This window comes from Pseudomonas sp. AC252, from assembly GCF_979258105.1.
In genome coordinates this window covers 3,862,123-3,881,186 of sequence record NZ_OZ409837.1, presented here as the reverse complement: position 1 = coordinate 3,881,186, position 19,064 = coordinate 3,862,123, and the positions used below count along the sequence as shown (strand labels likewise).

14 protein-coding genes and 1 pseudogene are annotated in these 19,064 nt (G+C 60.2%); 5 read left to right on the top strand and 10 right to left on the bottom strand.

Going from position 1 to position 19,064, the window contains the following annotated elements; genetic code table 11:
- Positions 1-357: 357 nt before the first annotated feature.
- From nirB to cobA, 4 genes and pseudogenes are all read left to right on the top strand, one after another.
- Positions 358-2,811: a nitrite reductase large subunit NirB gene (gene nirB, locus ACZZZ4_RS17730; protein WP_151551279.1), complete on the top strand. Its 2,454-nt coding sequence runs from the start codon at positions 358-360 to the stop codon at positions 2,809-2,811.
- On the top strand, positions 2,808-3,125 hold the full coding sequence (gene nirD, locus ACZZZ4_RS17725) for a nitrite reductase small subunit NirD (protein ID WP_016773836.1): 318 nt from the start codon (positions 2,808-2,810) through the stop codon (positions 3,123-3,125). The genes nirB and nirD overlap by 4 nt, the downstream gene beginning before the upstream one ends.
- Positions 3,125-5,835, top strand: a pseudogene (locus tag ACZZZ4_RS17720) (nitrate reductase). Before nirD ends, ACZZZ4_RS17720 begins: the two are co-directional and overlap by 1 nt.
- 13 nt (positions 5,836-5,848) lie before the next feature.
- A complete protein-coding gene (gene cobA, locus ACZZZ4_RS17715) occupies positions 5,849-6,619 on the top strand; it encodes a uroporphyrinogen-III C-methyltransferase (protein WP_463548330.1) in 771 nt (256 codons plus the stop codon).
- Positions 6,620-6,688: 69 nt separating this feature from the next.
- Here cobA and ACZZZ4_RS17710 read toward each other — a convergent pair whose 3' ends face one another.
- The 8 genes from ACZZZ4_RS17710 to ppsA all read right to left on the bottom strand — a co-directional run bounded on the left by ACZZZ4_RS17710 (position 6,689) and on the right by ppsA (position 14,916).
- Entirely contained in the window at positions 6,689-7,723 is a 1,035-nt protein-coding gene (locus ACZZZ4_RS17710; RefSeq protein WP_016773833.1) for an OmpA family protein, read from the bottom strand.
- Between the two features lie 107 nt (positions 7,724-7,830).
- The gene (gene sigX, locus ACZZZ4_RS17705; protein WP_016773832.1) at positions 7,831-8,421 is read right to left on the bottom strand and encodes an RNA polymerase sigma factor SigX; all 591 of its coding nucleotides are present in this window, start codon (positions 8,419-8,421) and stop codon (positions 7,831-7,833) included.
- Between the two features lie 90 nt (positions 8,422-8,511).
- Entirely contained in the window at positions 8,512-9,336 is an 825-nt protein-coding gene (locus tag ACZZZ4_RS17700; RefSeq protein ID WP_016773831.1) for a mechanosensitive ion channel family protein, read from the bottom strand.
- 2 nt (positions 9,337-9,338) lie between these two features.
- Positions 9,339-9,587: a hypothetical protein gene (locus ACZZZ4_RS17695; protein ID WP_056784148.1), complete on the bottom strand. Its 249-nt coding sequence runs from the start codon at positions 9,585-9,587 to the stop codon at positions 9,339-9,341.
- 63 nt (positions 9,588-9,650) lie between these two features.
- Positions 9,651-10,646 (bottom strand): zinc transporter ZntB, encoded by a 996-nt coding sequence (locus ACZZZ4_RS17690; RefSeq protein ID WP_463548329.1) that lies wholly within the window; start codon positions 10,644-10,646, stop codon positions 9,651-9,653.
- Positions 10,647-10,667: 21 nt separating this feature from the next.
- Positions 10,668-11,159 (bottom strand): ribonuclease E activity regulator RraA, encoded by a 492-nt coding sequence (gene rraA / locus ACZZZ4_RS17685; RefSeq protein WP_463548328.1) that lies wholly within the window; start codon positions 11,157-11,159, stop codon positions 10,668-10,670.
- A gap of 211 nt (positions 11,160-11,370) precedes the next feature.
- A complete protein-coding gene (locus ACZZZ4_RS17680; RefSeq protein ID WP_463548327.1) occupies positions 11,371-12,360 on the bottom strand; it encodes an alpha/beta fold hydrolase in 990 nt (329 codons plus the stop codon).
- A gap of 186 nt (positions 12,361-12,546) precedes the next feature.
- Complete coding sequence (gene ppsA / locus ACZZZ4_RS17675; RefSeq protein WP_039762994.1) at positions 12,547-14,916, bottom strand: phosphoenolpyruvate synthase; 2,370 nt, start codon at positions 14,914-14,916, stop codon at positions 12,547-12,549.
- A gap of 174 nt (positions 14,917-15,090) precedes the next feature.
- On the opposite strand from ppsA, the gene ppsR reads away from it, so the two are divergent.
- Entirely contained in the window at positions 15,091-15,909 is an 819-nt protein-coding gene (ppsR, locus tag ACZZZ4_RS17670) for a posphoenolpyruvate synthetase regulatory kinase/phosphorylase PpsR (RefSeq protein ID WP_016773826.1), read from the top strand.
- A gap of 266 nt (positions 15,910-16,175) precedes the next feature.
- On the opposite strand, the gene prpD is transcribed toward ppsR, so the two are convergent.
- Positions 16,176-17,660 carry a 2-methylcitrate dehydratase gene (prpD, locus tag ACZZZ4_RS17665; protein WP_463548326.1) on the bottom strand — a complete coding sequence of 495 codons (1,485 nt, stop codon included), beginning with the start codon at positions 17,658-17,660 and terminating at the stop codon, positions 16,176-16,178.
- Between the two features lie 186 nt (positions 17,661-17,846).
- Positions 17,847-19,037 carry a 2-methylaconitate cis-trans isomerase PrpF gene (gene prpF / locus ACZZZ4_RS17660; protein ID WP_463548325.1) on the bottom strand — a complete coding sequence of 397 codons (1,191 nt, stop codon included), beginning with the start codon at positions 19,035-19,037 and terminating at the stop codon, positions 17,847-17,849.
- Positions 19,038-19,064: the final 27 nt, after the last annotated feature.

The window sequence follows — 19,064 nt, the reverse complement described above, 5'->3', positions numbered from 1 at the left end:
GCCCCCAGTGGGAGCGAGCTTGCTCGCGAAGGTGTCAGCCCAATCACCACAACTCTATGTGCCTGAACGCTCCACGAACGGGCAACCCGCTTCGATTCGGTGCAAAAAATCAACGCTATAACCGCGCCTAACCAATAAAACCGCGCTTCGCGTAGTTGGCACAACCACTGCATTATCCTTTTCACCATACATAAAGCCCAACCTTCAACGACGAAGGCTGCGCTTCCCGAGAGAACGGGACCAGGACAAAGGCGTCCTCGCTAGGCAACTAGCGGGACGCCTTTTTTGTTTGCGCAAAATTTGTCGAGCAAGGCCCGACGGCCCACCAGAGGCCAGCCGCAGCTCCCGGAGAACCTGATGAAAAAACTCAAACTGGTGATGATCGGCAATGGCATGGCCGGGGTGCGTACCCTGGAAGAACTGCTCAAGCTGAGCGACGAGCTCTACGACATCACCGTCTTCGGCGCCGAACCGCACACCAACTACAACCGCATCCTGCTGTCGCCGGTGCTGGCCGGTGAGCAGACTTTTGAAGAGATCGTCCTCAACGACCTCGACTGGTACCTGCAAAACAACATCAAGCTGCTGCTCAACCGCAAAGTGGTGGAGATCGACCGGGTCAAACGCCGAGTGATTGCCGAGGACGGCACCGAAGCCGAGTACGACCGCCTGCTGATCGCCACCGGCTCGACCCCGTTCATCCTGCCGATTCCCGGCAACACCTTGCAGGGTGTGATCGGTTACCGCGACATCGCCGACACCCAGGCCATGATCGACACCGCCAGGACCCACAAGCACGCAGTGGTCATCGGCGGCGGCCTGCTCGGCCTCGAAGCGGCCAATGGCCTGATGCTGCGCGGCATGCACGTCACCGTGGTGCACCTCGGCGAATGGTTGCTGGAGCGGCAACTGGACAAAACCAGCGGCCAGCTTCTGCAATCGGCGCTGGAATCCCGTGGCCTGCATTTTCGCCTGTGCGAACAGACCCAAGCCCTTCACGACGCCGGCAATGGCCGGGTCGGCTCGGTGCAGTTCAAGAACGGCGACATCATCCCTGCCGACCTGGTGGTGATGGCCGCCGGCATCCGTCCCAACACCGAACTGGCGGAAAAGGCCGGCATCCCGTGCAACCGCGGGATTCTGGTCAACGACACCCTGCAAACCTACGACCCGCGCATCTACGCGATCGGCGAATGCGCCAGCCATCGCGGCATCGCCTACGGTCTGGTGGCGCCGCTGTTCGAACAAGCCAAGGTCTGCGCCAATCACCTCGCGCAACTGGGTTTCGCTCGCTATCAGGGCTCGGTGACTTCGACCAAATTGAAAGTCACCGGTATCGACCTGTTCTCCGCCGGCGACTTCATGGGCGGCGAAGGCACCGAAACCATCACCCTCTCCGACCCGATCGGCGGCGTGTACAAAAAACTGGTGATCAAGGATGACGTGCTGGTCGGCGCCTGTCTGTACGGCGATACGGCAGATGGCGGTTGGTATTTCCGGCAGATTCGTGAGAATCACGCCATAGGCGAGATCCGCGATCACCTTATGTTCGGCGAAAACGCTTTAGGCGACGTAGGACATCAGGGCCAGGACAAAGCCATGGTCATGGCCGACAGCGCCGAAGTCTGCGGCTGCAACGGTGTGTGCAAGGGCACTATCGTCAAGGCGATTCAGGAACACGGCCTGTTCAGCGTCGACGAAGTGAAGAAACACACCAAGGCGGCCAGTTCCTGCGGTTCCTGCGCCGGTCTGGTCGAGCAGATCCTGATCAATACCGTGGGTGGCGCGGCCGACGTCAAACCGAAAAGCGAAAAAGCCATCTGTGGTTGCAGCGACCTCAACCACGGGCAGATTCGTCAGGCGATCCGTCAGGAACACCTGCTGACCATCGCCGAGACCATGAGCTATCTCAACTGGCGCACACCGAATGGCTGCGCGACTTGCCGCCCGGCGCTCAACTACTACCTGATTTCCACTTGGCCCGGCGAGGCCAAGGACGACCCGCAATCGCGTCTGATCAACGAACGCGCCCACGCCAATATCCAGAAGGACGGCACCTATTCGGTGGTGCCGCGCATGTGGGGCGGCGTGACCAACCCGTCGGAACTGCGGCGGATCGCCGATGTGGCCGACAAGTACAACGTGCCGATGGTCAAGGTCACCGGCGGTCAGCGCATCGACTTGTTGGGTATCAAGAAGCAGGATCTGCCCGGCGTGTGGAAAGACCTCGACATGCCGTCCGGCCACGCCTACGGCAAATCCATCCGCACGGTGAAAACCTGTGTCGGCAGCGAGTTCTGCCGCTTCGGCACACAGAACTCGACGCAACTGGGCATCGAACTCGAGCACGACCTGTTCAACATGTGGTCGCCGCACAAAGTGAAGCTGGCCGTGTCCGGTTGCCCACGCAACTGCTCGGAAGCTGGCATCAAGGACGTAGGAATTATCGGCGTCGACTCCGGCTGGGAGATGTACATCGGTGGCAACGGCGGGATCAAGACCGAAGTCGCCGAGTTCTTCGTCAAGCTCAAGACTGCCGAAGAAGTCCGTGAATACAACGGCGCGTTCCTGCAGCTCTATCGCGAAGAAGCCTTCTACCTCGAGCGCACCGTGCACTACCTGCAACGGGTCGGCATGGAACACATCAAGAAGAACGTGCTTGAAGACGCCGAGCGGCGCAAGGCCTTGAACGAGCGCCTGCAATTCTCCTTGTCGTTCGAACAGGACCCGTGGAAGGAGCGCCTGGCGCAGCCGCAATTGAAGAAAGAATTCGATGTGATCCCCGTGAAAAACCTGGAGGTGCCGGCATGAACTGGCTCGATATCTGTGCACTGGAAGAGATCAACGCCCTCGGTTCGCGGATCATTGCCGGGCCGAAAGGTGACATCGCGATTTTTCGTACAAGCGACGACGAGGTTTTCGCCCTCGATGACCGCTGCCCGCACAAGGGCGGGCCTCTGTCGCAAGGCTTGATCTACGGCAAGCGCGTGGCCTGCCCGCTGCACAACTGGCAGATCGACCTCGAAACCGGCGAAGCCCAGGCGCCGGACATCGGCTGCGCCCATCACCATCCGGCGCGGGTCGAGAATGGTCGTGTGCAACTGGCCCTGCGGGACGCCATCTGATGAACCGCCAGACGACCGCCTCGACCTGCTGTTACTGCGGGGTCGGCTGCGGCGTACTGATCGAGCATGACGGCGAGCGCATTCTCGGCGTCAGCGGCGATCCGGCGCACCCGGCCAACTTCGGCAAACTGTGCAGCAAAGGCTCGACGCTGCACCTGACCGGCGACCTCGCCGCCCGCGCCTTGTACCCGGAACTGCGCCTGGGCAAAGGCCTGGCGCGCGGCCGCACCGACTGGAATACGGCACTGGAACACGCCGCCAACATGTTTGCCGAAACCATCGCCGAGCACGGCCCGGACAGCGTGGCGTTCTACATCTCCGGGCAGTTGCTCACCGAGGACTACTACGCTTTCAACAAACTGGCGCGGGCGCTGGTCGGCACCAACAACATCGACAGCAATTCGCGGCTGTGCATGTCCTCGGCGGTGGTCGGCTACAAACGCAGCCTCGGCGCCGACGCGCCGCCGTGCAGTTACGAAGATCTGGAGCTCAGCGACTGCGTGATGATCGTCGGCAGCAACATGGCCTACGCCCATCCGGTACTTTTCCGTCGGCTGGAAGAAGCCAAATCCCGCCGCCCGCAGATGAAAGTCATCGTCATTGACCCGCGTCGTACTGACACCTGCGATTTGGCTGACCTGCATCTGGCGATTCTTCCGGGTACCGATGTCGCCTTGTTCCATGGGATTTTGCATCTGCTGTTGTGGGAAGACTGGATCGATCGCGATTTCATCAAGGCGCACACCGAAGGCCTCGCCGAACTCAAAACCCTGGTTCGCGATTACACCCCGCAGATGGTTTCGCAATTGTGCGGCATCAGCATCGAGCAACTGCAGCAATGCGCAGAATGGGTCGGCACTGCGCCGAGCTTCCTGTCGCTGTGGTGCATGGGCCTGAATCAGTCCTCCGCCGGCAGCGCAAAGAACAGCGCGCTGATCAATCTGCACCTGGCCACCGGGCAAATCGGCCGGCCCGGTGCAGGACCTTCTCCCTGACCGGTCAGCCGAACGCCATGGGCGGGCGGGAAACCGGCAGTCTTTCCAATCTGCTACCGGGCCATCGCGATGCCGCCAACCCGGAACATCGCGCCGAAGTGGCGGCGTACTGGGGCGTGGAGAGCTTGCCCGAGGCGCCGGGCTTGAGCGCCATCGAGCTGTTCGAAAGCGTGAGAAGCGGCAAGATCAAGGCTTTGTGGATCGCCTGTACCAACCCGGCGCAATCGATGCCGGACCAGAGTGCAGTGCGCGCAGCCCTCGAGGCCTGTCCGTTTGTGGTGTTGCAGGAAGCCTTTCGAACCACCGAAACCGCTGCGTTTGCCGACCTGCTGTTGCCGGCCGCCACTTGGGGCGAGAAGGAAGGCTCGGTGACCAACTCCGAGCGGCGCATTTCCCACGTGCGCAAAGCGGTTGTCGCACCGGGCGAAGCGCGGCCGGACTGGGCCATCACGGTGGATTTCGCACAGCGTCTGGAGCAACGTCTGCGCCCCAAACAGCCGAGCCTGTTCGCTTTCGATCAACCTTCGCAGTTGTTTGATGAATTCAAAGCGCTGACCCGTGGGCGAGACCTGGATCTGTCCGGGATCAGCCATGCCTTGATCGACGAGATTGGCCCGCAGCAATGGCCCTTCCCTGCCGGCGCCCGGCAAGGCACGCCACGCTTGTACGGCGACGGCATTTTTCCTACAGCCAATGGCCGCGCGCAGTTCATTGCCGATCCGTATCGCGCCGCCAAGGAACAACGCGACGCGCGCTTCCCGCTGACTTTGATCACCGGTCGCCTGCGTGACCAGTGGCACGGCATGAGCCGCACCGGCACCGCCGCGCAATTGTTCGGCCACGTCAGCGAAGCCGTGCTGAGCCTGCACCCTGACGAAATGCGCCGGCACCGCTTGCAGCCCGGCGATCTGGTCAATCTGAAAAGCCGCCGTGGCGCGGTGATTGTTGCGGTCGGTAGCGACGACAGCGTGCGTCCGGGCCAGGCGTTCCTGCCGATGCACTGGGGCGATCGCTATCTCAAGGGCGGCGTTAACAGCCTGACCCTGCCGGCGTTTGATCCGCTATCGAAACAACCAGAACTCAAACACAGCGGCGTGCGTCTGGAGGCGGTCAACCTGCCGTGGCAGCTGTTCGCCTTGATCGAGGGTGATGTTCAACGGCATCTCGAGACGCTACGACCGCTGTGCGAGGCGTTTACCTACGTCAGCCTCAGCCTTGTCGGTCGTGAGCGGCCAGCGTTGCTGATACGCGCTGCACACGCCGAGGCGCCGGATCCACAGCTGCTGGGTGAGATCGACCAGTGTCTGTCACTACTGGATGGCCCGGTTCTGGCCTACGACGATCCGCGTCGCGCCATTGGCAAGCGAGTGCGCATCGAAAACGGCCGTATCACCGCGATTCGCCTGGCCGGCGAAACCATTGCGCAACACTGGTTGCAGAGCCTGTGGCTGGAGGGCCGCGCCGACCAACAACTGCGGCGCTGGCTGCTCGCGCCGATGAGCGCGCCGCCGGGCGCTGTCGGCGCCATTGCGAGCGACAAGACCTTGTGCAATTGCGAAAACGTCAGCCTCAACGCAGTCTGCGCCGGCATTCGCCAGGGCCTGGATCTGCCAGGTCTGAAAAACACTCTCCGATGCGGCACGCAATGCGGTTCCTGCGTGCCGGAAATCAAGCGTCTGCTGGCTGCCGAAGCGCGGCCGGTCGCGGTCATTTAACGAGGACAACACCATGAATGCGAAAGTCTGGCTGGTGGGCGCAGGCCCCGGCGATCCGGAGCTGCTGACGCTCAAAGCGGTGCGCGCGTTGCGCGAGGCCGATGTGGTGATGATCGATGATCTGGTCAACGACGCGGTGCTGGAGCACTGCCCGGCTGCGCGGGTGATCCCAGTGGGCAAGCGCGGCGGCTGCCGTTCGACGCCGCAGGCATTCATTCACCGGCTGATGCTGCGTTACGCACGCCAGGGCAAATGCGTGGTGCGCCTGAAGGGCGGCGATCCGTGCATTTTCGGCCGCGGTGGCGAAGAAGCGCAGTGGTTGCGCGAGCGCGGTGTTGAAGTGGAACTGGTCAATGGCATTACCGCCGGGCTGGCCGGGGCGACCCAGTGCGATATTCCGCTGACGTTGCGGGGCGTGGCGCGCGGGGTGACGCTGGTCACTGCGCACACGCAGGATGACAGCCAGTTGAACTGGCAGGCGCTGGCGCAAGGCGGGACGACGCTGGTGATCTATATGGGCGTGGCCAAGCTGGGCGAGATTCGTGATCAGCTGCTGGCCGGAGGGATGGCGGCGGATACGCCAGTGGCGATGATCGAAAACGCTTCTTTGGCGCATCAGCGTGAATGTCGCAGTGATTTGACTGCGATGGCTGAGGACGCATTGGCGTTTGAATTGAAGAGCCCGGCGATTCTGGTGATCGGTGCGGTGGCGGCTGTTACTCAAGAGCAAAAGATCGCAGCCTTCGGCAGCTCCGGGACGGCGTACAACGTGCAGGCGCTTTAAGCGTCAAAGCCAAATCGCAGACAAAGAAAAGCCCGGCCTGAGCCGGGCTTTTCCATCAGCGGCAGCTAATTACTTAGCTTGAGCTTCAACCTGCGCTTCTACGCGACGGTTTACAGCGCGGCCAGCGTCAGTTTTGTTGTCAGCAACTGGGCGGGATTCGCCGTAGCCAACAGACTGAACGCGGGACGATTCAACACCGTACTGGTTGGTCAGAACTTGCTTAACGGCGTTTGCACGACGCTCGGACAGTTTCTGGTTGTAAGCGTCAGGACCGACGGAGTCAGTGTGACCTTCAACAGTAGTGGTGGTGGATGGGTACTGCTTCATGAAGTCAGCCAGGTTTTTGATGTCGCCGTAGCTGTTTGGCTTGACTACCGACTTGTCGAAGTCGAATTTCACGTCCAGCTCAACACGAACAACTTCAGCAACTGCTGGGCAGCCATCAGCGTCAACGGTTACGTTGGCTGGGGTGTCCGGGCACTTGTCAACGTTGTCGCAAACGCCATCGTTGTCGCTGTCGGAGCAGACTTCAGCAGGTGCTGGAACTGGAGCAGCAGCTGGCTTGGAGCCGCCACCGAAGTTCACACCGATACCGACGCTAGGAGCCCACTCGGTGTCGCCCTGGTCGATGTTGTACTGAGCTTCAACGCCGGCACGGGCGTAGAAGTTCTCGGTGAAGTACAGCTTGGCACCGCCGCCAACGTTGGCGAAGGTGGAACGGTTACGACCGTTCGAACCGTTCTGGTCGATGCTCTGGTCAGAGAAACCGGCCGAAACGTATGGACGAATCATGTCGCCTGGGTTGTTGAAGTGGTACAGAGCGTCCAGAGCGGTGTTAGCGCCTTTGACGTTCTTGCCATCGTCGGCACGTACGTTGTGCACTTCGTCGTAGCCCAGACGCAGTTCAACGTCGTCGGTCAGGAAGTAACCGATCGAACCGCCGAACAGGTTGCCGTTGTTCTTGAAGTTACGAGCGCTGTCGAATTGTTCTTTCTTAGCGAAGCCTTCGATTTCAACTGCGCCTTGGCCTTGTGCCAGAGCGCCGAACGAAGTGGCGGCAATCAGAGAACCAATGGCCAAGCCCAAGGTGTTTTTCAGTTTCATCCGTTAAATCCCCATCTGGTGATTGTGAAGCAGTCCCGCAAACCGGGGGACAACTCGGCGGCAAGTCTATCAGAACTTGCCTACACGTAAGAGATATTTGCGCTGAACTAAGTTTCAGCAATGCCTGCAAATTTCTCACGCAATTTATCTAGAGCGCGTTTGTAACGCATTTTTGTCGCACTCAAACCCATGTGCATGATGTCTGCGATCTCCTGAAACTCCAGCTCTGCGACAAATCGTAGCACCAGAATTTCGCGGTCAATCGGATTCACATACACCAGCCAGCGATCAAGCCCACCCTTCTCCTCCGGCTTCGGCGCCTTTTCTTCAGACGCTTCTTCAAGAGGGTCCAGACTGAGAGCGTCCATCAAGCGACGCTTACGCCGTTCCTTCCGATACTGCGTGATGCATTCGTTGTAAGTGATGCTGTAAAGCCAGGTTTTGAACTTCGATTTCCCCTCGAAGTTCTTCAGGCCGTACAGCACCTTCAGCATCACTTCCTGACAGACATCGTCTGCGTCGCGATCGTTCCCAAGATATCTCGCGCAGACGTTAAATAATGTTCGCTGGTAACGCCGCATCAACTCTTCGTAGGCGCGCGTTACGTGAAACAGCTCGGTATGCGAGCGCGCGACCAACTCCTCATCAGAGAGCTCGCGGGGGTCGTAGCGCGTGGATAGCGGTTGGGCTTTATTCAAAACAAGTCGTGCCGACAGTCAGGTCAATGTCCGCCACAACCAGCCTCGGCTGGCATTTTGCGGCGGCATACATTAGCAGGGTTTGCCGGTTTAGCGGCTACTCACATGCTGTTCCAGCAGGATCCGATTGGAAAGAGAGACTAGCTCACCCTCATCGGTCAGCAATGTGGTTTTAACCGTGCCGATCTCTTCGATCTGGCCTTCGACCTCGCCAACACGCACTTGTTGCCCAACCTCATACAGCTCACGCACATAGATTCCCGCAAGAATCTGACCGGCAATTTCCCGGCTTCCCAAACCCATGGCCAGCGCAACTGCCAGACCAACGGTAATCAATACGATGACAATCACATGGTTCAGCAGGTCAGTCTTGACCTCGAGCTGGCTGATCGCAACCGAGATGCTGATGATGATCACCAGCCCCTGCGCGATCCGCCCCAACCCGGAAGCGTAGTCCAGGCCTACGCCTTCTGCTGCGCCGCGCACCAGCCCGTTGGCCAGTTGCGCCAGCAGGACTCCGACCAGCAACACCAGCGCGGCGCCGAATACTTTCGGCAGATACAACGCCAGCATATCCAGCGTAGCTGAAACTCGCTCAAGGCCAAGGGATTCTGCCGCAGAAACCAGAAAGATCAGCAGAACGAACCAATAAACGATTTTACCGATCAGCGTCGAGATCGGCACCTGCAGCCCGGCGCGCGACATCAACTTGGTCAACCCGGTGCCGCCCATCAGGCGATCGAGGCCCAGTTTGGCGAGCAATTTGGAAAGCAAGGTGTCGAGCAGTTTGGCCACGACGAAACCCAACAGCAGCACAACCAGTGCGCCGAACAGGTTCGGAATGAAATTAGCGACTTTGGTCCACAACGCAGTCATTGCAGTGACGAGGCTCTGAGTCCAGAGATCAAGTTCCATATTCAATCAGCCTTATCAGCAATGCGAGCAGTGGTTTTACGGAGACGGGAAACCGGCGAGACATGCGCCGAGCCATTGTTCAGGGCGATCATCAGCGCGGGCAGCCAGCGGCCCAGCAGGCTGAACAGATCGCCGGCGCCGACCTGGCGGTTGGCGGTTTTGAGTACGCGGCCCAGGCACGCATCGTCGTCGCGGCTGGACGGCGAAGCGTTGAGCATGTCGCGCAAAGACTGTTCAAACGGATCGTGCATACGCACCTCTCGTGATGTCTGTGAAAGACGCGGGCAGATTTGCTCGGGTCACATGCGCCATGTTCACACCCAGCGCAATCGACGGAACAACCACCACTGGCCGAATGCCAGGGCGAGTACCGTCAGGCAGGCAATCAGGAAACCATACGGGCTCTCGGCGAACGGAATCCCGCCGACATTGATACCCAGCAGACCGGTGATGAAACTCATCGGCAAAAAGATGCAGGTAATGATGCCGAAGCGGTACATGGTGCGATTCATGTGCACGCTCAAACGCCGGTCTTCGGCCTCCAGCACAAGCCCCACGCGCTCTCGGGTCAATTCGAGCTCTTCCAGATAACGGGTCAGGCTGTTGTTCAATTCGTTCCAGTAGTCGGCGTCGTCTTCAACGAACCAAGGCAGTTTTATCCGCGTCAGTTGTCCGAAAATGTCCCGCTGCGGCGCAAGAAAGCGCTTCAGCCCGGCTGCCCGACGGCGGATGTGCAAAATGGCGCCATGCTCGGGGGTATACCGTTCGTCGGCATCGAGTTTTTCTTCCTCTTCATCGACCACTTCCGAGAGACACGTGACCAGATCCTGCACTTTATTGGTGAGGAACTGCGCCAGATACAGCATCAATTCGGAGGACGTTCTCGGCCCTTTGCCCTCGCCAAGCAGCGTCATCAGCTCATCCGTGGCGCGCAACGGACGCAAACGCAGGGAAATCACCCGCTGAGCGGAAGCGAAGATCCGCACCGAGACCATGTCTTCCGGCTCGGCGCCGGGGTTGAGATTGACCCCGCGCAAAAACAACAGCAGCTCGGAGTCGGGCAACGGCAACAGACGCGGCCGGGTATTTTCTTCCAGCAGCAGATCGCAGGTGAATTCATTGAGCCCGCTGGACTTGCGCAGCCAGGTCTGGGTCTGCGGATGGCTGCGGTCCCAGTGCAGCCACAGGCTTTCATGGGCCTGCAACTGCAAATCGTCGAGCTCAGTCCGGGCTATCGAACGCGCACCGCCCTTGCCATCCAGCACCAGGGCATGCACCAGCCCCCATTGCGCGTTTTCTTCCTCGAACATCCGCATCCCTTGTCGAAAAGCTTATTCAGGCATTTTCAGCGGAGCCGGCGAAACAATCACGCCGTTGTTGTCCGCATAAATGTACTGACCGGGGTGAAACGTCACGCCGGCGAAGGTCACTGGAACATTGAGGTCGCCGATGCCGCGCTTGTCGGTTTTCATCGGGTGACTGGCCAGCGCCTGCACGCCGAGATCGGTCTGCGCAATGACGTCGACGTCACGGATGCAACCGTAGATCACCAGCCCTTCCCAACCGTTCTGCGCGGCCTTGGCGGCAATCATGTCGCCCAGCAGGGCGCGGCGCAGCGAGCCGCCACCGTCAACCACCAGCACTTTGCCCTTGCCGTTGAGCTCGGCTTGCTCCTTGACCAGCGAATTGTCTTCGAAGCACTTGATGGTCACGATTTCGCCGCCGAAGGAATCGCGGCCGCCGAAATTGCTGAACATCGGTTCCAGCACCTGTACCAGCTCCGGGTAGGCGTCGCACAGGTCAGGCGTAAGGTAATGTTCCATCGAAAAACTCCTGTAACAAGGAAGACGATCAAGGGATGCCGCATTCTGATGAGACGAGTTCCGGCGGTCGCTGTTTACCTTAGTCCATGCCATGGTCGCTGAGCGAACCTGAACCGCGGCTGAAACGTTATCGCTAAACAGTCACCAAATATGACCGGAACCGCACAATGCGTCATATCTTAGCCGCAAGCCAGGCTGAACGGAACGCCCCTCACCCTGCAGCGGCCAGATCCGCCGTCTGCGCCAGCAATGGCGTCTGCTGATCGTTCAACCAGCGCGCCACCAGCGGCCAGACCTCAGCCTGCGCCGCTTTGCTCACCAGCATTTCGACATGACCGAAATTATCCGAGAAGCCCTGCTCGCGGCCGAGATTGATGAACTGCTTGTGCTCGGAGCCGATCTGCTCGAACAGCTTGCGGCAGGCCCACGCCGGATCCTGATGATCGCCCGCTGCCGTCACGGCCAGCACCGGCACCTGAACCTCGGCGAGCCCCGCCCACCAGTCCTTGTCCTTGTCGCCGAAGCGGCCAAACAAGCCGTACCAGCGCATGCTTTCGATGGCCAGGCCGATCGGCTCGTCTTCCGGACCGCGTTTGAGGCGTGAGCCGGACAACTGCGCGAAACGCTTGAGAATAAAGCGCCCGCCCCACTCCACCGGTGGGATTTTCAACGGCCAATAGGTGCGGCTGACCTGCGTGCCGAAAAACGCCGCCGAGGCCACGGCCGGTTCGCCAAGGTATTCGCCACCGAGCGCTGCTGCCAAGGTGATGCCGCCCAGCGAATGGCCGATCCAATGCGGGATCTGCCCGCTCTGCTCACGCACGAACGCGGCAATCGCCGGCAGGTCGTAACGGGCGTAGTCGGCGACACGGTTGCGCCGATAATCTTCGTTGCGCTGGGACAGGCCGTGACCGCGCATTTCCGGAATCCACACGTCGAAGCCCAGCCGCGTCAGATACGCGCCGAGCCCGAGGCCTTTGGGGGAAAACCAGAAGCGCCGATTGGAAAAGCTGCCGTGCAACAGAATCACCGGCACGCCGCGTGGCGCCGTGTCATCGGCCATGCCCAGGCGGGTGACGGCGATTTCCACGGACCAGTCCGGGCTGTTGCCGGGTTTCAATCGATAGACGTCTTCGCTCAGATCGCCGCGCCGCTCGGCGCTGATCAGCGCGACAGGAAACAGGTTGCTGCTGCTTTGCATAATGCTCTTGCACAAAAAAGGGCGGCATCCGATGGAGCCCGCCCTACTTCAATCTCAAGGCCCGGCCCATGTGGGAGCGAGCCTGCTCGCGAAAGCGGTGTATCAGCCAACATCCATGGGTGAATGTTGCTGCGTCTTCGCGAGCAGGCTCGCTCCCACATGGGGCGCGGGCCAATTACATACTGATCAAGCCTGACCTTCGGCGAGGAAGAACCAGGTTTCCAGCACGGTATCCGGGTTCAGCGACACGCTTTCGATGCCCTGTTCCATCAGCCACTTGGCCAGATCCGGATGGTCGGAAGGACCCTGACCGCAGATGCCAATGTACTTGCCGGCCTTGTTGCAGGCCTGAATGGCATTGGCCAACAGCTTCTTCACCGCCGGATTACGCTCGTCGAACAGGTGCGCGATGATCCCCGAGTCACGGTCCAGACCCAAAGTGAGCTGGGTCAGGTCGTTGGAGCCGATCGAGAAACCGTCGAAGAATTCGAGGAATTCCTCAGCCAGAATCGCGTTGGATGGCAGCTCGCACATCATGATCACGCGCAGACCGTTCTCGCCGCGCTTCAAGCCGTTTTCGGCGAGCAGATCGACCACTTGGCTGGCTTCGCCGAGAGTACGGACGAACGGCACCATGATTTCCACGTTGGTCAGGCCCATCTCGTTGCGCACGCGTTTCAGCGCGCGGCATTCGAGTTCGAAGCAGTCGCGGAACGATTCGCTGATGTAACGCGAAGCGCCACGGAAGCCCAGCATCGGGTTTTCTTCTTCCGGCTCGTAGAGCTTGCCGCCGATCAGGTTGGCGTATTCGTTGGACTTGAAGTCCGACAGACGCACGATGACTTTTTTCGGCGTGAACGCGGCAGCCAGGGTGCTGATGCCTTCGACCAGTTTGTCGACATAGAAGTCGACCGGGTCGCTGTAACCGGCAATACGCTTGTCGACGCTGTCTTTGATTTCCTGCGGCAGGCCGTCGTAGTTCAACAGCGCTTTCGGGTGCACGCCGATCATGCGGTTGATGATGAATTCCAGACGCGCCAGACCGACGCCGGCGTTCGGCAATTGGGCGAAGTCGAAGGCGCGATCCGGGTTGCCGACGTTCATCATGATCTTGAACGGCAGCTCCGGCATGGCGTCGACGGAGTTCTTCTTGATGTCGAAGCCCAGTTCACCTTCGAAGATGTAACCGGTGTCGCCTTCGGCGCAGGATACGGTCACGCCCTGGCCATCCTTCAGCAGCTGGGTGGCGTTGCCGCAACCGACCACGGCCGGAATGCCCAGCTCGCGGGCGATGATCGCCGCGTGGCAGGTACGCCCGCCACGGTTGGTGACGATGGCGCTGGCGCGCTTCATCACTGGTTCCCAGTCCGGGTCGGTCATGTCGGAAACCAGCACGTCGCCCGGCTGGACTTTGTCCATTTCCGAGACGTCTTTGATGATGCGTACTTTACCGGCGCCGATGCGCTGGCCGATCGCCCGACCTTCCACCAGCACGGTGCCGGTTTCCTTGAGCAGGTAACGCTCCATGACGTTGGCCTGGGTGCGGCTTTTCACGGTTTCCGGACGCGCCTGAACGATGTACAGCTTGCCGTCGTCACCGTCCTTGGCCCACTCGATGTCCATCGGGCAGCCGTAGTGCTTCTCGATGATCATCGCCTGCTTGGCCAGCTCACTGACTTCGGCGTCGGTCAGGCAGAAACGCGCGCGTTCGGCCTTGTCGACATCGACAGTCTTGACCGAACGACCGGCCTTGGCCTCGTCGCCGTAGATCATCTTGATAGCTTTGCTGCCCAGGTTGCGCCGCAGGATCGCCGGACGACCGGCTTCCAGCGTGCCTTTGTGTACGTAGAACTCATCCGGGTTGACCGCGCCCTGCACGACGGTTTCGCCCAGGCCGTAAGCGCCGGTGATGAACACCACGTCACGGAAACCCGATTCGGTATCGAGGGTGAACATCACGCCGGCGGTGCCGGTTTCCGAACGCACCATGCGTTGCACGCCAGCCGACAGGGCGACCAGTTTGTGGTCGAAGCCCTGGTGCACGCGGTAGGAAATCGCACGGTCGTTGAACAGCGAAGCGAACACCTCTTTGGCGGCGCGGATAACGTTTTCCACGCCACGGATGTTCAGGAAGGTTTCCTGCTGACCGGCGAAGGACGCGTCCGGCAGGTCTTCGGCGGTGGCGGAGGAACGCACAGCCACGGCCACATCAGGATTGCCGGCCGACAGCGCGGCGAACGCGGTGCGGATCTCGGTATTGAGCTTTTCAGGGAATTCGGCGTCCATGATCCATTGACGGATCTGCGCGCCGGTCTTGGCCAGGGCATTGACGTCGTCGACGTCGAGCGCGTCGAGGGCCTTGTGGATCTGCTCGTTCAGGCCGCTCAGTTCGAGGAAGTCACGATAGGCCTGAGCCGTCGTGGCGAAGCCGCCGGGGACCGAAACACCGGCGCCTGCCAGGTTACTGATCATCTCGCCCAGGGATGCGTTCTTGCCCCCCACATGCTCAACATCGTGTTTGCCGAGCTTATCGAGGGAAACTACGTACTCTACCAAGGTGATCTCTCCACTAACTGTGTTGGAAAAGCTCAGAAACCGGCGGCCCGGGGGAGCCTTGGCCGGTTGTATGGCCTGGACCTGGAAAATAAGTGAGAATGCGGGCCAATGGCGGCCGGCAAATCGCGCCTATCATATCCAAGATTCGTTACTAGCTTAAGGCCCAAGGTGCAAATGAAACGATCTGCTTTCTTCATCTCCGATGGCACCGGCATTACCGCCGAAACCCTGGGTCAAAGCCTGTTGGCGCAGTTCGAAAACATCACCTTCAGCAAATTCACGCGGCCTTACATCGACAGCGTGGAAAAAGCGCGGGCCATGGTACAACAAATCAACAAAGCCGCTGAAACCGACGGCTTTCGCCCGATCATCTTCGACACCATCGTCAATCAGGACATTCGTGAGATTCTCGCAACGTCCAATGGTTTCATGATCGACATTTTCTCGACCTTCCTCGCGCCGCTCGAACAGGAGCTCACCGAGCATTCTTCCTACACCGTGGGCAAATCCCACTCCATCGGGCACAACTCCAATTACATGGAGCGCATCGAGGCGGTGAACTTCGCCCTCGACAACGATGACGGCGCGCGCACCCACTATTACGACAAAGCCGATCTGATACTAGTGGGCGTGTCGCGATGCGGCAAAACGCCGACGTGTCTGTACATGGCCATGCAGTTTGGCATCCGCGCGGCCAACTATCCGCTGACCGAAGACGACATGGAACGCCTGACCCTGCCCACCGCCCTGCGCGCCCACCAGCACAAGCTGTTCGGCTTGACCATCGACCCCGACCGCCTCACCGCGATCCGCAACGAGCGCAAGCCCAACAGCCGTTATTCGAGCTACGCCCAGTGCGAGTTCGAAGTGCGCGAAGTGGAAAACCTGTTCCGCCGCGAGAACATTCCCCATATCAATTCCACGCATTTCTCGGTGGAAGAGATTTCGGCGAAGATTCTGGTGGAAAAAGGCGTTGAGCGGCGTTTCAAGTAGGTTTGCGGTGCCAGATCTGACGCCTTCGCGGGCAAGCCCGCTCCCACAGGGTTTCGTGGTGGATACAACATTGCAACCAGCCTGAAAAACCTGTGGGAGCGGGCTTGCCCGCGAAGGCGGTGGCACATTCAGCATCAATGGTGTCTGACCCACCGCTATCGCGAGCAGACTCACTCCTACAGGTGCTGAAGGCGTTCACAATTCCTGTGTTCATCACGAAACCCTGTGGGAGCCAGCCTGCTGGCGAAGAACGATAACGCGCTCTGTCAGATCACAAACAGATCAATGAATCGATTCACCGCTGTGGCTTCCAGCCGCGCCTGATCCTCACAGAGCGCAAATATCTCAGCGCAACGCTGCCCGGCAAACCGTGTGGCCAGGTTGGCCTTGAACTTGTCCTCCAGCAACGGAATGCCCTCGGCGCGGCGGCGGCGATGGCCGATCGGGTATTCCACCACCACGTTCTCGGTGCTGCTGCCGTCCTTGAAAAAAACCTGCACGGCATTGGCAATCGAGCGTTTGTCGGCTTCGAGGTATTCGCGGGTGAAGCGCGGTTCTTCGACGATGACCATTTTCTCGCGCAGCACATCGATGATCGGGTGCGCCCGGTGGAAATCGTCTTCGTAGTGCTCGGCTGTCAGATTGCCGAATGCCAGCGGCACGGCGGTCATGTATTGCAGGCAATGATCGCGGTCGGCGGCGTTGGCCAGGGGGCCGACCTTGGAAATGATGCGGATCGCCGATTCATGGGTGGTAATGACGATGCGGTCGATCTCATGCAGGCGATTGCGCACCAGCGGATGCAAGGTCACCGCCGCCTCGCAGGCGGTCTGCGCATGGAATTCGGCGGGGAAGCTGATCTTGAACAGCACGTTTTCCATCACATAACTGCCGAACGGCCGGGAAAAGCTGAAGGCACGCTTGCCCTCGGGTTTCAGCGCCAGATCATTGTTGCTGTGGCTGAACGATACCTCATAGAAGCCCCACTGCTTCGCGCTCAACACACCGGGAATGCCCATCTCGCCGCGCATGGCGATGTCGGCCAGCCTTACGCCACGACTCGCCGCATCCCCCGCCGCCCAGGATTTGCGCGAGCCGGCATTCGGCGCATGGCGATAAGTGCGCAGCGCCTGACCGTCGGCGAAGGCATGGGACAGCGCCGACAGCAGCTGCTCGCGATTGGCGCCCATCAGTCGGGCGCTGACGGCAGTCGAGGCGACTTTCACCAAAATGACGTGATCGAGTCCTACCCGGTTGAAAGAGTTTTCCAGGGCGATCACGCCTTGGATCTCATGGGCCATGATCATTGCTTCCAGCACATCGCGGACCGTCAGCGCCGCTTCGCCGTTGGCGACGCGTTTTTGCGACAGGTGATCGGCAACGGCGAGGATGGCGCCGAGGTTGTCGGACGGATGGCCCCACTCGGCGGCGAGCCAGGTGTCGTTATAGTCGAGCCAGCGGAAGATGCAGCCGATGTCCCAGGCTGCCTTGACCGGATCAAGACGATAGCTGGTGCCCGGCACTCGTGCACCGAACGGCACAATCGTGCCCTCGACGATCGGGCCGAGGTGTTTCGTGCATTCGGGGAAACGCAGGGCCAGCAAGCCGCAGCCCAGCGTGTCGATCAGGCAATTGCGCGCGGTGTCCAGCGCCTCGGCGGAGTCGGGCTTGAAGGTGAGGACGTAGTCGGCGATGTCCTGCAGGACTGCGTCGTAATCGGGGCGATTGTTCAGGTCGACGTTGGCGCTCATGTTCGATTCACTCGTGAAGTGGTTCGTTGATGGGACCTCGGTTCAGGGCTAACGATTTCTTATGATTGAAATGCAATCCACAGTGGGAGCGAGCCTGCTCGCGAAGGCTGAGTGTCAGTCAACATTTGCATGTCTGATGCATCGCTTTCGCGAGCAGGTTCGCTCCCACAAGGATACTGCTGTTGCTTAAAAGCAATCACCGGGCACGCGGACGTAACCTTCCATGAGCACCCGCGCACTGCGGCTCATGATGGCTTTTTTCACCATCCACTCGCCATTCTCCAGCGTCGCCTCAGCGCCCACGCGCAACGTCCCGGACGGATGCCCGAAACGCACCGCATTGCGTTCAACGCCCCCCGCCGCAAGATTGACCAACGTCCCGGAAATAGCTGCCGCCGTGCCGATCGCCACCGCTGCCGTGCCCATCATGGCGTGGTGCAGCTTGCCAATCGACAACGCGCGCACCAGCAGATCCACGTCACCAGCAGCGATCGCTTTGCCACTCGACGCCACGTAATCCGCAGGTTTGGCAACGAATGCGACTTTCGGCGTGTGCTGCCGCTTGGCGGCTTCTTCCAGATTGGCGATCAGGCCCATGCGCAACGCACCGTAGGCACGAATCGTCTCGAACATCAGCAGTGCTTGCGGATCGCCGTTGATCGCGCCCTGGAGTTCGGTGCCGGTGTAGCCGATGTCTTCGGCGTTGACGAAGATCGTCGGGATCCCGGCGTTGATCATGGTCGCCTTGAACGTGCCGACACCCGGCACTTCCAGCTCATCGACCAGATTGCCGGTAGGGAACATCGAGCCACCACCGCCCTCTTCTTCCGCCGCCGGCTCCATGAATTCCACTTGCACTTCGGCCGCCGGAAAGGTCACGCCGTCGAGCTCGAAATCACCGGTTTCCTGCACTTCGCCATCGGTGATCGGCACGTGGGCAATAATCGTTTTGCCGATGTTGGCCTGCCACACGCGCACCACCGCAACACCGTTGTCCGGGATGCGGCTGGCGTCGACCAGACCGTTGCTGATGGCGAACGAACCGACCGCGGCCGAGAGGTTGCCGCAGTTGCCGCTCCAGTCGACGAACGGCTTGTCGATCGAGACCTGACCGAACAGGTAGTCGACGTCGTGATCGGCACGGGTGCTTTTCGACAGGATCACGGTTTTGCTGGTGCTCGACGTCGCGCCGCCCATGCCGTCGATCTGCTTGTCGTACGGGTCGGGGCTGCCGATCACCCGCAGCAGCAATGCATCGCGCGCCGGACCGGGCACCTGCGCGGCTTCGGGCAGGTCGGTGAGGCTGAAGAACACGCCTTTGCTGGTGCCGCCGCGCATGTAGGTGGCGGGGATCTTGATTTGTGGTGCGTGAGCCATATTGCTCCTTACCGAAAGCATAGGACT

Coding starts and splice junctions, on each gene's coding strand:
- ppsR (WP_016773826.1), top strand. CDS start 15,091: ATGAAACGATCTGCTTTCTTCATCTCCGATGGCACCGGCATTACCGCC.
- ACZZZ4_RS17710 (WP_016773833.1), bottom strand. CDS start 7,723: ATGAAACTGAAAAACACCTTGGGCTTGGCCATTGGTTCTCTGATTGCC.
- prpF (WP_463548325.1), bottom strand. CDS start 19,037: ATGGCTCACGCACCACAAATCAAGATCCCCGCCACCTACATGCGCGGC.
- nirB (WP_151551279.1), top strand. CDS start 358: ATGAAAAAACTCAAACTGGTGATGATCGGCAATGGCATGGCCGGGGTG.
- prpD (WP_463548326.1), bottom strand. CDS start 17,660: ATGAGCGCCAACGTCGACCTGAACAATCGCCCCGATTACGACGCAGTC.
- ACZZZ4_RS17695 (WP_056784148.1), bottom strand. CDS start 9,587: ATGCACGATCCGTTTGAACAGTCTTTGCGCGACATGCTCAACGCTTCG.
- ACZZZ4_RS17680 (WP_463548327.1), bottom strand. CDS start 12,360: ATGCAAAGCAGCAGCAACCTGTTTCCTGTCGCGCTGATCAGCGCCGAG.
- nirD (WP_016773836.1), top strand. CDS start 2,808: ATGAACTGGCTCGATATCTGTGCACTGGAAGAGATCAACGCCCTCGGT.
- ACZZZ4_RS17690 (WP_463548329.1), bottom strand. CDS start 10,646: ATGTTCGAGGAAGAAAACGCGCAATGGGGGCTGGTGCATGCCCTGGTG.
- rraA (WP_463548328.1), bottom strand. CDS start 11,159: ATGGAACATTACCTTACGCCTGACCTGTGCGACGCCTACCCGGAGCTG.
- ACZZZ4_RS17700 (WP_016773831.1), bottom strand. CDS start 9,336: ATGGAACTTGATCTCTGGACTCAGAGCCTCGTCACTGCAATGACTGCG.
- cobA (WP_463548330.1), top strand. CDS start 5,849: ATGAATGCGAAAGTCTGGCTGGTGGGCGCAGGCCCCGGCGATCCGGAG.